This window comes from Ktedonobacter racemifer DSM 44963, assembly GCF_000178855.1.
In the GTDB taxonomy this organism is placed as follows: domain Bacteria; phylum Chloroflexota; class Ktedonobacteria; order Ktedonobacterales; family Ktedonobacteraceae; genus Ktedonobacter; species Ktedonobacter racemifer.
In genome coordinates, this window is the sequence record NZ_ADVG01000003.1 from 373825 (window position 1) to 388399 (window position 14575).

At 53.5% G+C, this 14575-nt stretch carries 9 protein-coding genes; 6 read left to right on the forward strand and 3 right to left on the reverse strand.

Translation table 11 applies throughout. The features are described from left to right. Nucleotides 1–155: 155 nt before the first annotated feature. Both KRAC_RS30675 and KRAC_RS30680 read right to left on the reverse strand, forming a co-directional pair. Complete coding sequence (locus KRAC_RS30675; protein WP_007914075.1) at nucleotides 156–2585, reverse strand: glycoside hydrolase family 95 protein; 2430 nt, start codon at nucleotides 2583–2585, stop codon at nucleotides 156–158. A gap of 97 nt (nucleotides 2586–2682) precedes the next feature. Next, complete coding sequence (locus KRAC_RS30680; RefSeq protein WP_007914080.1) at nucleotides 2683–4887, reverse strand: alpha-galactosidase D; 2205 nt, start codon at nucleotides 4885–4887, stop codon at nucleotides 2683–2685. 302 nt (nucleotides 4888–5189) lie between these two features. Here KRAC_RS30680 and KRAC_RS30685 point away from each other — a divergent pair, with 302 nt between their 5' ends. From KRAC_RS30685 to KRAC_RS30705, 5 genes are all read left to right on the forward strand, one after another. Then, nucleotides 5190–6431 carry an ROK family protein gene (locus tag KRAC_RS30685; protein WP_007914084.1) on the forward strand — a complete coding sequence of 414 codons (1242 nt, stop codon included), beginning with the start codon at nucleotides 5190–5192 and terminating at the stop codon, nucleotides 6429–6431. 248 nt (nucleotides 6432–6679) lie between these two features. Further along, nucleotides 6680–7954: an ABC transporter substrate-binding protein gene (locus tag KRAC_RS30690; protein ID WP_007914085.1), complete on the forward strand. Its 1275-nt coding sequence runs from the start codon at nucleotides 6680–6682 to the stop codon at nucleotides 7952–7954. 140 nt (nucleotides 7955–8094) lie between these two features. Beyond that, on the forward strand, nucleotides 8095–9081 hold the full coding sequence (locus KRAC_RS30695) for a carbohydrate ABC transporter permease (RefSeq protein WP_007914086.1): 987 nt from the start codon (nucleotides 8095–8097) through the stop codon (nucleotides 9079–9081). A 15-nt stretch (nucleotides 9082–9096) separates the two neighbouring features. Continuing rightward, the gene (locus tag KRAC_RS30700) at nucleotides 9097–9978 is read left to right on the forward strand and encodes a carbohydrate ABC transporter permease (protein ID WP_007914088.1); all 882 of its coding nucleotides are present in this window, start codon (nucleotides 9097–9099) and stop codon (nucleotides 9976–9978) included. Between the two features lie 477 nt (nucleotides 9979–10455). Further along, complete coding sequence (locus KRAC_RS30705; protein WP_007914090.1) at nucleotides 10456–10815, forward strand: DUF488 domain-containing protein; 360 nt, start codon at nucleotides 10456–10458, stop codon at nucleotides 10813–10815. 19 nt (nucleotides 10816–10834) lie between these two features. Here the strand turns inward: KRAC_RS30705 and KRAC_RS30710 are convergent, their stop codons facing one another. Then, nucleotides 10835–11581 carry a GntR family transcriptional regulator gene (locus tag KRAC_RS30710; RefSeq protein ID WP_244422347.1) on the reverse strand — a complete coding sequence of 249 codons (747 nt, stop codon included), beginning with the start codon at nucleotides 11579–11581 and terminating at the stop codon, nucleotides 10835–10837. 225 nt (nucleotides 11582–11806) lie between these two features. Here KRAC_RS30710 and acnA point away from each other — a divergent pair, with 225 nt between their 5' ends. Next, complete coding sequence (acnA, locus tag KRAC_RS30715; RefSeq protein WP_007914092.1) at nucleotides 11807–14476, forward strand: aconitate hydratase AcnA; 2670 nt, start codon at nucleotides 11807–11809, stop codon at nucleotides 14474–14476. Nucleotides 14477–14575: the final 99 nt, after the last annotated feature.

Below are 14575 nucleotides of genomic sequence, written 5' to 3' on the forward strand. Positions count from 1 at the left end.
CCCTTTCCGCCTTCCATCTAATCTACGGAGGACAGTTAATGTTCGCACTTACACGCGCTTTGTCATCGACATCACGTTGTAAGACCTGGTAGCGCTGAATTTTTGTATGTGTCATACAGTCACCACAGCCTCACCAATATGCTCGAGTACGCACTTTAGCGAAAGCTCACTGTATAGTTCTTTCCACGTTGCACCGCAAGGACGACGCGACCACGCTCACTGGTCCATGGAACCTGTTGACCGCTCTGATCTTTTACTGCTACTGGTTGCTGGCCTTGAGGAAGGCGTAGCAGGAAGCGTCCATCTTGTTCTGCGCGCAGGACGACGGATGTGGCATGCCCATTGCTCCACTCCACATCGACTTCAAGGCCGCCACGAGCACGCAAGCCGCATACGTATCCCTCGTTCCATGCATGCGGAAGGGCAGGCAAAATAGCAAGCTCGTCAGCATGGCTCTGCACCAGCATCTCAGCGATAGCAGCGGTCGCTCCAAAGTTGCCATCAATCTGGAAGATAATGGGAGGATGCTGATAAATCAAATCGAAGAGATTTGTAGCAGTCAAATCTTTGAGCAACTGGATTACATGCTCATGGGCCAAATCGCCTTCACCCAACCGCGCCCAGAGTGCGGCTACCAAGGCTCGACTCCAACCAGTGGCCCCTCCTCCGTGTTCGAGTCTGCGCTCTAGTGACTTGCGTGCTGCCTGCAATAGCTCTGGCGTCTTTTCCAATGTAATTTGCTCACCAGGATAGAGACCATACAGGTGTGACATATGACGATGACCAGGCTCGTGCTCTGCAAAGTCCTCGTTCCACTCTTGCAATTGCCCATAGCTGCCAATCCCTGGCTGCGGCAAACGAGCAAGTGCTTGCGCCAGTTCATGCGCAAATCCCTGGTCAATGTCCAATACCTGGCTTGCTGCAATACAGTGTGTAAACAGTTCGTGAGTGATGGCGATATCCATGGTTGAACCAGCACTGACACCAGACAACTCTCCACTCTCAGTAATAAAGAGGTTTTCGGGCGACATCGAAGGACAGGTTGTCAGGTGCCCTTGCCTGTCTTCCACCAGGAAATCGAGCAGAAACTGGGCGGCTTTCTTCATTATCGGGTAGGCGCGTTGGGAGAGAAACGAGCGATCACCCGAAAAGGCATAATGTTCCCAGAGATGCTGACAAAGCCACGCTCCTCCCATGTTCCAGTTTGCCCACTGCGGATCGCCGCTCCCATTGCCAACAGGGGCGGTATTTCGCCACAGGTCCATGTTGTGGTGGGCGACCCAGCCACGGCAACCGTAATAGACCTGCGCGGTTCGTTCCCCGCTCACGCTGGCCTCTTCCAAGAGATCAAACAGGGGGGAATGACATTCCGCCAGATTGCAGGTTTCAGCAGGCCAGTAATTCATCTGGGTGTTCATATTTATGGTCCAGTTACTACTCCAGGCAGGTCGTACGTGATCATTCCAGATTCCCTGCAAATGCGCGGGCTGCGTTCCTGGACGTGAGCTGGAGATAAGCAGGTAGCGACCATACTGAAAAAATAGGGCTAGCAGAGCATCATCGCTGGCCCCCTTTTGTACCGCTACTAATCGCTCATCAGTGGGGAGGTTTTCCCCATCACTCCTACCCAGATCAAGGGTCACGCGTTGGAACAAACGTTGGTAATCGCTGATGTGCGCTGCACGCAGTACTTCGTATCCTTTGCTCATTCCCACGGCAAGTCTGGTTGTACACTGCTGCTCCAATACATGAGCAGAGAGGTCCGGACGAGAGGCGAACCCACGGTAACTGGTAGCCGCGGAAAGGAAGAAGGTCACAGTATGCGCGTTTTCCACCCGCAGTGCACCATCTACGTCCGCAGAGATCCGCCCTCCCTCAACCATGGCCTGGAGCTGTGTCTCAAAGCGCATACCATGGCCGTCTTCGCCGTGGTCATAAATAACAGGATCACTTGTAGGAAGGTAGTCTGGATCAACGTGCCTGGGGCAGCGGCCCGTCATCCTGATCTTATTCGAGCCAGCAGGCGCGCAGGTAAACGGATGTAAGCTCTCTAAGTGGGCTGTCAAGGAAAGAGCGTGAGGAGTATCGCTGGTCAGGCGTATCACCAGCAGATCATCCGCAGCCGAAGAGAACACCTCTCGCGAGAAGAGGATATCACCTGCTTTATACTGTACCGTCGCCAACGCAGTGTTCAGATCCAATGCACGCTGATATGCCTGGACCTCGCCCCGTTGCTCAAACTTCAGGCGCACATATCCGAGCGGCTGATACGATTCGTTATAAGGACCTTGCATACGGTGCGCAAGCTCCTGAGCTGCCACGTAGTCACGCTCTTCCAGGATCAAGCGCCTGAGTTCAGGCAGAAGGGTAACGGCGTCAGGGTTGTCCGTATCATATGGCTCGCCTGACCAGAGTGTGTCCTCGTTGAGTTGTAACACCTCCTCGCCGATTCCACCATGAATCATCGCTCCCAGGTGTCCATTACCCACCGGGAGTGCCTCTAACCATTGTGTGGCCGGTTGGCGATACCATAATTTCAGCGGAGGTTTGTCTTGTGAAACACCTGCTGCCTGTGCCTGGTACATGCGTATCGGCTCCTTTCAATTGGCAACTTGGACAAGTGATGAAGGTTGCCTGGCGAGCCGATCGGCTCGCCAGGCAACCTTTCCTCGCCAGGAAACACTACACCGTAATACGGTCGATATCAGCCCCATACATCGAGGCAGTGGTTGCGAAGAGGATCGTATTTGTTCCTGCCTGCAAGTCGAGCTGAATCACCGCAGACTGCACATGGTCCCAGTTATTATCATTGGTGCCATTGGTATACAGAGTTTGCACCGAGCCACCATTCGCGCTGACGTTCAACTGGCGACCAGAGGAACCATCAACATAATAGACCGTGACGTTATAGGCACCCGCGTTAGCCACAGTAATTGTGTTGAATTGCAGGGAGCTACCCAGCAATAGATTGCCGACCTTCTGACCACCAGAGCAACCCGAGCAACTGACCACTGATGCTCCTCCGCTCAGAGTATTACTGGAGGCTTCCGCTTCATAAGAGGTCGTCTTCACGATAGGGGAAACCACGATGCGGTCTAGATCAGGAGCATAACCTGTGGGATTATCAAACTTGATGGTGTTATTCCCGGCTTGCAGTTGAACCGGGATTTGCATCGACTGTACGCTCCCCCAGTTGCCATTGCCATGTAAATCCATCAGTACCCCTGTGCCTCCATTGAAGCTGAGGTAGGCTGGCCTCTGGGAATCTCCGTCAAGGTAATAAATCGTCAGGGTGTAGAGACCTGCGCTGGCTACACTCACATTGTTGAACTGGACAAAGCCACCGGAACCCAGATAGCCAACCTTCTTGCCTCCAGAACAGGCCGTGCAGTCGTATACGGTTGCATTTCCACCGATGGTATTCGTTGATGCCTCCGCCTCGTAGGAGATGGCATTGCCCGTGGGAGGTGGTGGAGCCGAAGTGACGAAATCTGGCTGGATGTTGAGGAGACGGGAGCCATGAGCGGGTAACGCAGCGCTGAAGCTATTTTCAAACTGGCCCAGTTGCTCATGCGTCCAGACGTTGCGTACATGGGCCTTACCCACGAAGCCCAGATCGCTCCAGTTCGCTGTGACTGTCTGGGGGGTGTTATCGAGATTGAAGAGCGCGACTGTATAGCTGCCATCCGCATTTTTGGCATACCAGACCTGCTGATTGCTGGACAGCGCAACCGGTTTGGCTGGATTGCCTGCTTGGTCAATGGCGATGACATCTTTGTTGGTGAGCAGGGAAAGGCCGTAGCTATCCAGCTTTGTCAGGTCATCCCCACTGTAGAGCGGAGCGGCCTCGATGGCCCAGAAGGTCATATAGGTCTGTCTCTCAGCGTTCGTCAGCCCATCCATGCTACCTACACCCACATCCAGCGAATCCAGGTTGTTCCAATAACCCGGCCTGGCAGCAGAGATCCAGGGTACGACGTCGGTGAAGCGCTGTTTGACCGAGTTATCCCAGGTCACCAGCGAATTACAGTAGCATTCGACATCGGTATCGATGCGCGAGCCGTTGGAATTCTGCTGCCAGGTATCGATAAAGTTGTGATCCAGCGACCAGGAGAGGACAAACTGGATCGGCCTCCCTGTTTGACGCAGCGCTTGTGACCAGGCTTGAACATCTGAACGATTGTCGGTGGCGCTCGCACCATTAATGAACGAACCCGGTGTGACTCCGTCCAACTTCATGAAGTCGACGCCCCAGCTCGCGAATTGATCGGCAATCGAGTTAATGTAGGCCTGGGCGCAGGGCTTACTATAATCGATGGCATACGATCCCTGCCAACCATTGGTCCTTGTCAATGGTTGGACGGCGATGTCCTGCGTGTGACAGTTTGTGCCATAGATAGGGTAGTTATTATTGTAGACGGCAAGGTCCATGCCCGCGCCATAATAGATCCCAAGTTTCAGCCCATAGTGATGGACATAGTCAGCAACAGCCGCGATGCCATCGGGAAAACGACCTGGGAAAGGGGCCGGGCGTCCGAAGGAATCGAAGGTAGGATTCCAGCTATAATCCATCCACCAACCAGCATCAATGTTGATATACTGATATCCACTCCCCTGCAACTTTTGATGGAGGGCATCGGCCTGCGTTTTGACATTCGCTTCAGTTAGCCAACTCGTCCCATATCCGCTGGCATTGGTGGATTCCAGGCTCCAACTACTCCAGCCCATGTACGGTGTCTGGCCCAAACCATTGGTGACATTGGTTGCAGCATGGGCGACAGGCGTCCTTCCCTGATGCCAGGCTGCAATGGTCAGCAGACTACCAGATAAGAGCAAAATGGTGAGGGCAAAGAGAAGTCGGGGCATCGTTCTCTGACGTTGAGACATAAAAAATACCTCCTTGTGGCGGCCAATGACAAGAGCCTCGTGCTCTTCCCATACAAGCACAGTGACCGATTAGTTTAATCAGTGATTAAACTAAGTATACTGATAAGAATACTGAGAAAGGGTTCCCTTGTCAAGGAGAAGCCCTTTCTGCTCCTATGGTCGCTTGTATTCCCGGAGAGTTCAGGGCAGAGAACGCAGGCAGTGGTTGAAATTCAGAGCATTGAGGGCTTGACACCAGCTTTTTTCACGGGTATACTCTGCCTAACTTCAATCACTAAAGGAAGTTTCGGGGTAGAAAAACGATGCAGGGGAAAGCAGTGCCGGCGGATCGCAGGTTGATCCGCGCCATTAATCAAAATAACTTGCTGAATTTGATTCGGCTAAATGCGCCGATCTCGCGCCCCCAGCTGGCCGAACTTTCGGGTCTGAGCCTGGCTACGGTGATCGGTTTGACTGGAGATCTTATCGGACGACATTTTGTGGTGGAGAGTGGCCCGGCGGAATCGACAGGAGGGCGCAAGGCGACGTTGCTGGACCTGCACCCCGAAGGGGGCTTTGCCCTTGGTCTGATGGTACGGAGCTTTGAATGCATCGGAGTGGTTGTCAACTTACGCGGCGATGTGGTTTTTTCGCTCCATTGGGATACTGTGCTCAGACATCAAGGTGCCCAGGCTCTGGAACACATCGTCAGGATGACGAACGATCTGCTGGTCCAATCTGGGGTCGAGAAAGACCTGGTCATCGGGCTTGGCTGCGCGCTCTCTGGCTATATCGACGCGCAAAATGGCATCTGCATCGATTCCTGGAATCTGGACTGGCACTCTATTGAGCTGGCCGAACCACTTAGTCGGCGTCTGGGGTTTCCTGTGGTCATCGATAACGATGTGAGCTGTATTACGACCTACGAGAGGCTCTTTGGCTGGGGAAGTAGCGATGAGAACTTTTTTACGGTCGTCCTGGGGCGCGGCGTGGGCCTGGGCCTGGTGCTCAACGGCGAGGTCTATCACGGTTCGACCGGTGGGGCCGGCGAGTTTGGCCATATGGTAGCCATTCCTGGTGGCCGGCGCTGCGAATGTGGCAAACGTGGCTGTTTGGAGGAGTATATCTCCTTTCGCGGCATCATCGCCAATTATCTCGAGCACAACTATAAGAAAACACTTCCTTTCAATACGCCTCTCGACAGCTCCTCGGATCGGGCTGTGCGCTCCGAGGAGCGCGTGATTCATGAATTACTCGAACTGGCTTTGGGGGGCGATGAACTGGCCGCGCAGGCTTTTGAACACAGCGGTGAACTGATGGGCATTGCCCTGGCCAACCTGGTGAATGTCCTGAACCCCGCGAGTATCGTTCTCACGGGCGAGGGAGTTTTTGTCGCACCGGCAATGTTCCAGTCTATGGAAGCCGTACTACGACAGAATCTCTTCTCCCAGTTAGGAAAAAATCTACGCCTGCTGGTTGAGCCGCTGGTTGGCTACGAAAGCTGGGCGCGTGGGGCTGCGGCTCTGGTTCTTCATCGCTTTTTCATCTTGCCCGCTCACCCCTGAATTCTCAACAGAAAGGAGATGGCTTTTTCGTTTTTGTTTGCCAATGTCTCACGTGTGTCCGGGCGTTTTGGGAGCACATAGATGCGCTCAACAAGACGCAAACTTGACCGCTCGACGGTACGACTGTCTTGTAATCAATTTATAATTGCTGCGACAGACGCATCTAGCGTGTCAGGGCTTTTACTGGCAAGGGCCATTTACATTGCTACGTTTATTTGCGATGATGCAGAAAGGTTGAAAGCTTCTTCATGGACACTCAAACAATTCTCGATAGAATCAACCGCCGACGTTTTCTACAGGCCACCGGCGCAGCGGCGGCGAGTGCCGCTTTTCTGGCTGCCTGTGGTAACACCACGCCGGGGAGTACCGGTGGTAATGGCCAGTTGGTGTTACAGCAGTGGTATCACCAGTACGGTGAAGCGGGCACCGAGCAGGCCGCCAAGCGTTACGCAAAGGAGTACACGCAAACCTCCATCAACCTCGTCTGGAAACCTGGAGATTATTTCACTCCTCTCAATGCGGCCTTATTGAGTGGGAATCCCCCTGATACTTTTGAAGGGTGGCTTTATGCAGATCAGGTGAATGCAGGATTGATTGAGCCACTGGATGATATCCTTGCTCCTATGAAAGATGACTTTTCCGCTTCCAGCCTCATCCCTTACACCTACAACGGAAAAGTGTATGCCATTCCAATGATTGTAGATACTGGTTTGCTCTACTACCGCAAAAGTATCCTTACAAAGGCTGGAGTCAAGCCACCTGAGACTATGGATGAGTTGATCGATGCGGCGAACAAGCTGACGACTGGCAATCAGAAGGGCCTCTTCATTGGGAACGATGGTGGCATTGGTGCATTGCAACAGATCGCTCCCTGGTCTGCTGGTAGCGACTTTCTGACGGCGGATAATAAGATCGTGTTCAATAATGATCGGACTGTATTGGCGTATAAAAAGGTGCGCGAGCTCTATCAGTCGAAGAGTCTGCTGCTGGGTTATACCACTGACTGGGCGGACCCTGGCGCTTTCATTAGTGGAGCGACTGCTATACAGTGGGGTGGCTTATGGTCAATGCCGGCTATTATCAAAGGTCTTGGTGATGACTTTGGAGTCGTACCCTGGCCAAAACTTGATGCACAAGGGACCCCAGCGACATTTTCTGGTGGTTGGGGCGCTATGGTTGCAGCCAAAGGGAAGCATGTGCAGGAGGCCAAAGCGTTTACAAAATGGCTCTGGATTGAGAATACGAAAGATCAGCAGGATTGGAGCCTGAATTACGGCTTCCATCTTCCACCGCGCAAGAGCGCCGCGGCCAGCGCAACCAAGTTGCAAAGCGGTCCAGCCGCAGATGCTGTAAGTATCCTCAACAAATATGGTAAGCCTAATCCTCCCGCCTGGGATACGACCATGGGTACAGCCCTAACAGATGCCGTCACCAATATCGTCAAAAATGGTGCCGATGCCAAAACTGAGCTGACGAAAGCAGAAGCAAAGTGCCAGGCCGAGTTACAAAGGATTGTAAAGTAGTTTTATCGGTGGAGCATGAAACATTCCTGGAGGAATGTTTCATGCTCCACTGCTAGCCTATGGTCGTATCAATGCCTGGCAGTGTACTGGACTGAATGTACTGGTTCATAGCTACAGGTGCCTTTCAGGAGGATAGCTGCATGGAGTCCACCAAAGTCATTTCATCTGCTCAACCAGAGGCTCCTCTGGACGTGAAACAGAGAGGGAAACGCTCTACGCGACGAAAACGTCTCAAGACTGAGCTCGCCTTCTGGAGTTTTGCGGCCCCTCTCCTGGTTGGCCTGGCGGTGTTTGTCTATATCCCTATTCTCTGGAGCATCGTCCTCAGCTTCTTCGATGCCCGCAGCACCATTGCCCCAACGCAATTTGTGGGCCTGGCCAATTATGCCAGCATGCTCAATGATACAGCCTATCAGCAAGCTCTGGTCACGATCACGCTCTTCGCGCTTTTCATTATACCGACCACTTTTGCGCTTTCGCTTGGACTTGCGCTCCTGGTCAACAGTATTCGTTTTGCCCAGCCATTTTTCCGTTCCGTGTTCTTTCTTCCAACGGCCTGTTCTTATGTCGTGGCCTCGCTCATCTGGAAGCTCGATATCTTCAATGGTCTCTCTACAGGGTTTGCCAACACCATTTTGATCGCCTTGCATATGAATCCTATTAACACCTGGATTTCCAGCCCAAATCCCCCCTACTATTGGATTGTACTGGTCTCGCTCCGTCTCTGGATACAGGTTGGCATCTATATGTTACTTTTCATTGCAGGCTTGCAAACGATCCCGCAAGAACTGTATGAAGCCGCTACGGTCGATGGTGCCAGGCGTGGTTGGACCTCTTTCCGCTATATAACCTTTCCCTTGCTGCGTAATACGTCGGTTGCCATCCTGATTCTGAACTTGATTGCGGCCTATCAAGCGTTCGACGAGTTCTACAATATTATGGGAAGTACGGCGTCCAGCGGCAATGCGTCTCAGGGGCGACCGCCACTCCTCTATATCTTCCAGGTCGCTCTGGGTTCGCAAGATTATGGTCGTGGGAGCGCAGGTGCAATCGTTCTCGCAGTCATTATTATTGTGTTTACTGTTGTGCAGGCAAAAGTGTTCGGCTTTGGCAAAGTACAGTCGTGAAGAAAGGGAATGGCTATGTCGTTAACTATTTCGAAGCAAAAGGCCGATAAGCGTTCCGTCAGGACTGCCAGATCAGTAAGGTCTATTGTGAGCGTTGTGCTACGCTATGCGCTGCTCATTTTTCTGGCAGGGCTTTTTCTGGTTCCCTTTTACTTGATTCTGCGCAATAGTCTGGCAACTGAGCAGGATATTCGCCTTGGTGTTCTCTTTCCCACTGTACTCCACTTCGAGAATATTCAAGAGCTGTTTAGTGATAGCAATACGTCGATCCTTGTTGGTTTGCAAAATTCGGCGTTGATGGCTGTCCTGGGTACGGTCGGGCAGGTCCTTGTCACCTCGCTGGCGGCTTATGCGATGGCGCGTATTCCTTCTCGCTGGTCCACTGTTGTGTTCGGCGCGGTTCTGGGTACGATGATGATTCCGGGTGCGGTCACGTTTCTCCCAACATATATTGTTGTTTCATATATTGGTTGGATCGGGACATTACAAGGTTTGATTATTCCTAGTCTGTTTAGCGGCTTTACGACTTTTCTGTTTCGCCAGTTCTTCTTGAGTTTTCCACGGGAACTTGAGGAGGCTGGGCACGTCGATGGGCTTGGCTATTGGGGCATCTATTGGCGTATCGTTGTTCCGAACTCGCTTCCCATTTTCGCGGCTCTCGGTATTACGGGGCTGATTGCCAATTGGAATTCTTTTCTCTGGCCTCTTGTGAATGCGCAGAATGATTCGAGTCAAACTGTGCAGGTGGTCATCTCTACGTTCGAGACGTCTCAGACGATTATTCTGCATGAGATATTTATGGCAGCGGCCATCGGCATCCTCCCCCTGGTGCTCCTCTTTCTCTTCTTTCAGCGTTACATAGTCCAGGGCTATACACAAAGCGGCTTAAAAGGATAACAGATAATCAACCACCGTTGACAGCGCCTGGAGCACAAAAGGTAAGTCTTTCTGCAAGCCCGTCCCCTTGAAGGGGACGGGTACTTGACCAGTGCCTCAAAACAGGTGCTAAATTGGGCCAAATGAAAGTGGGACAAGTTCAAAACAGCTTTGGCTCGGACAGAGCCTTCAGCAAACGCAGGCCACCTGAGAAGACCCCGCATGTGTGCGTGGGGAATCGTCATGATAAGGTTTAATCTCAAGAGTAGCCAGCCGCTGGTTATCCAGGTAAATCTGCGTCATACCCCTTATCTTTACCTGGTGAGTGGCTGTGTCTAGGTAAGCAGACCGGCAATACCACCCCACGCGACGCTCAAAGCCCTACGTCTCAACTCTACGTGTATCATACATGTATCAAGATGATTCGCCTAAACGATTACACTAGCAACGGCGAGAATGAGACCCTATAGCAGAGTTCATGGAGACTAACAAGATTTTATGGCACGTCACCAGGTCGCGATCAAACGCATTTATGAGACACCCGAAAAAGATGACGGCACGCGCGTTTTAGTTGAGCGTCTCTGGCCTCGCGGTTTCACGAAAGAGCGCGCGCATATTGATCTCTGGCTCAAGGAGATCGCACCCAGCAACGATCTTCGCCACTGGTTCAATCACGAGCCAGCCAAATTTGACGAGTTCCGACACCGTTATGAAGAAGAGTTAAAGGCACCAGAGGGGCAGGCCGCCCTCAAACGCCTCAGCGACATGGCATTGCAGGGGCCGCTAACGCTCGTGTATTCCGCGCATGATAGCGAGCACAACAACGCTGTTGTGCTACGCGACCTGCTCAACCACTAGATCAAAAGACTTGAAAAATTTAAAATTCTTCGCTTTCCTCTTCTCGTTCTGCAGGTGTGCCGCGCTCACTCTGCCCGTTGACCCACTCTGCTTGCTCGATTGAGGCCAGTCCACGCAGGACGAGCGAGCGGGTGAGGGACTGAGCCAGCGAGGAGTCTCGCTCTTCGTAAGCCTGGATCAAGCGAGCGTGATCTTTGAGTGAGCGTTCCATGCGCCCTGGATAGGACAGCGTGTGATGGCGCAGGTGAAGCGTGCGCAGACCAAGGGAACTGAGCATTTGTTGCAGATAGAGGTTGCCGCAAATTTCGGCTTCAGTGGCGCGAAACGAGAGATTGCTCCAGAAATAGGCGTCCAGGTCATTGTTTTTGACTGCTTCTTCTAAGCGCGCCTGGTGTTCCCAGAGTGTGTGAATCGCTTCGTCCGAGGCCTGGGTGACGATGAGATCCGCGACCAGGATGTAGAGATGCGCTCGCACCTGGTAGATTTCACGCACTTCGCGTAGACTGATGGGCGTCACATAGGGCCGCCGGCGCGGCGGAATCGTTACCAATCCCTCTTTTTCCAGGAGCATCAAGGCCTCGCGCACCGGTGTACGGCTGGTCTTAAATTGCCTGGAAAGTGCGACCGAGTTCAGGTCATCACCTGGCCGCAGGCGCCCATCGATGATGGCGAGGCCTACCCACTCAGCGATTGAGCCGACCAGCGAGTCGAGGTTTGCCGAACGTTCCAGTGCGTTGGCGAAGATGCTGTGCATTGAGACTTCCACGACTATCCCCCTGTTTGTGTATTCTCTGAGAGAGAATTATATACTATTCTTCCCGGCTTTTATAAGTGTCCACACTTTTTCCTAAAATAGGGTTGACTGGCGATAATTTAGCATGTTATTATTGTTTTGTAAAACAAAGTGTCGACTCTTATTCGGATAAAAATCTTAAAAGTCTCAGGAAGAGTTGGCTATAGCAAGAAGACAGCGCTTATCAGGAGGAAACCTATGCTTGCTTTGCGTGCCCATTTGCCTGGCACTGATCTGGAGTATTATTCGCTCCCAGCTCTCCAGGATCAGGGTCTGGGAGATCCAAGTCGTCTGCCAATGACGGTGAAAATCTTGTTGGAAATGCAGTTGCGTGATGAACACGCGGCACCTGAGACCATCAGAGGCCTTGCACAGTGGACAGGAGAGCCGCCCTCGGAGGCGTTTGAAGTTCCTTTCATGCCCGCTCGCGTGCTTTTACATGACTATACCGGCATACCGGCAGTGGTCGACCTGGCCGCAATGCGCGCAGCTATGGCGCGAGCTGGCAAAGATCCGCGCCGCGTCAATCCGTTTGTGCCGGCCCATTTAGTGATCGATCATAGCGTTCAGGTCAGCCAGTCTGGCTCTCAACGAGCATATCAGGCCAATAGCGAGCGCGAATATGAGCAGAACGGTGAGCGCTTTGCCCTCCTGCGCTGGGCTCAGCAGACTTTTGACAATTTTGCGCTGGTGCCTCCTGGCATGGGTATCTGCCACCAGATTAACCTGGAACACTTGAGTCGCTGTGTTCAGGTCCAATCAATAGGCGGACGACAGGTCGTCATTCCTGATACCCTGGTTGGAACAGATTCGCATACGCCAATGGTCAATGGACTCGGCGTCCTGGGCTGGGGTGTTGGCGGCATTGAGGCGGAGGCGTGTATGCTGGGGCAGCCAATGTATCTACCTTTCCCGGTTGTTATCGGGGTACGATTCTCCAACGCGCTGCCGCCTGGCACGACTGCCACCGACCTGGTACTGACACTCACCCAGTTGCTGCGCAAGCACGGTGTTGTCAATACCTTCGTTGAGTTTTGCGGAGATGGACTCTCCAGTCTGAGTGTCGCGGACCGGGCCACGCTTGCCAATATGTGTCCGGAGTATGGCGCGACCGCCGCCTTTTTCCCGGTTGATGCGCAAACGTTACGTTATCTGGAGACCAGCAATCGCGATATCGAGCTTATTCAACTAGTTGAGCGCTATTGCAAAGAGCAGGGGCTCTTCCGCATCGATGGCGCGCCACTGCCCATCTTCAGTGAACTGCTCGAACTCGATCTCGCGACGATCGAGCCGAGCCTGGCGGGGCCAAAGCGCCCTGAGGATCGAGTGTCGCTCTCCGGAGTGCGGGAAAATTTCTCCGCCGCATTCCCTTCAAAGAAGCAAGAGACGCGCCCTGTTGATCTGGTTTACGCCGTGCCCACGCCAGTCAGCTCGGACGAACAGTTGAGTGAAGGTTCGGTAGTTATTGCGGCTCTGACTAGTTGCACAAACACCTCAAATCCCTCTGTAATGATAGCCGCGGGTCTGCTTGCAAAGCGCGCTGTCGAGGCCGGGTTGCGCGTTCCTGCCCACGTCAAGACAAGCCTGGCTCCTGGTTCGCGCGTTGTCACCGAGTACCTGCGCGAGGCCGGGCTGCTGAGCTATCTGGAAGCGCTCGGCTTCTATCTCGTCGGGTATGGCTGCACCACCTGCATCGGTAACTCTGGTCCGCTGGTCAGCCCGGCGATAGAGGAACAGGTTCAGCACGAGCAACTCAATGTGGTCGCGGTACTTTCGGGCAATCGCAACTTTGAGGCGCGAATCCACCCGTTAGTGAAAGCTGCCTATCTGGCCTCACCGCCATTGGTTGTCGCCTACGCCCTGGCAGGAACGGTGCGCAAGGATCTGACGAGTGAGCCGCTGGGCCATACAGACGCGGGCCAGCCAATCTTCCTCAGCGATCTCTGGCCCTCTTCTGAAGAGGTGGCGCATATTGTGCAGACTGCGCTGCGCAAAGATCAGTTCGCGCAAGAATATGGTCGGATCTACCAGGGAGATGAGCAATGGCAACAGGTACAGGCGCCTGCTGGCTCAACGTATGCCTGGGAGCCAGCCTCAACCTATGTCCAGGAGCCGCCCTTTTTTGCAGATCTCACACCTGAGCCGTCTCCATTGCGTGATATCGAGGGCGCGCGCGTCCTGGTCGCTCTCGGCAATGCCGTCACGACCGATCATATTACTCCCGCCGGAAGCATTGCCGCCGAGAGCCCAGCTGGCCATTTTTTAAGCGAACATGGCGTGCGCAAACCGGACTTTAACACCTATGGGACGCGGCGAGGCAACTATGAGATCGTGATGCGCAGCACCTGGGCGAATATCCGCCTACGCAACGAACTGGCTTCCGGCAAAGAGGGCAACTGGACTACTCATCAGCCGAGCGGGGAGGTGATGACAATCTTTGATGCCGCCATGCGCTATCGGAAAGAGGGTGTACCACTAATCGCCCTGGCTGGCAAGGAGTACGGGAACGGCTCTTCGCGCGATACCGCCGCGAAGGGACCCTCTTTGCTAGGGGTCAAAGCGGTCATTGCGGAGAGCTACGAACGCATCCATCGCTCAAATCTGGTGAGCATGGGAATTCTGCCTTTGCAATATCAGCCGGGCGAGAACCGCCAGTCGCTGGGACTCACAGGACAGGAAGAGTTCACGATTCGGGGCATCGCAGATGGTCTGGTACCGGGTCGGTTGCTCGAAGTAGAGGCCAGGGATGGTGAGCGCCTGCAGCGCTTTACTGTGCTGGCTCGCGTGGACAACGCAGCCGAAATTGAGTACCTGCGCCATGGTGGTGTGCTCCACATGATCTTGCGCCAATTGCTCGCGCAGGACTAAGTTATGAGGAATATTGCTGTTGTCCAGCAATGAGGAGAAATGCATGCCCGGGCTCCCTGAGTAGCTCGCGGCCACTCTCGCTTCCGACTGAACATATTG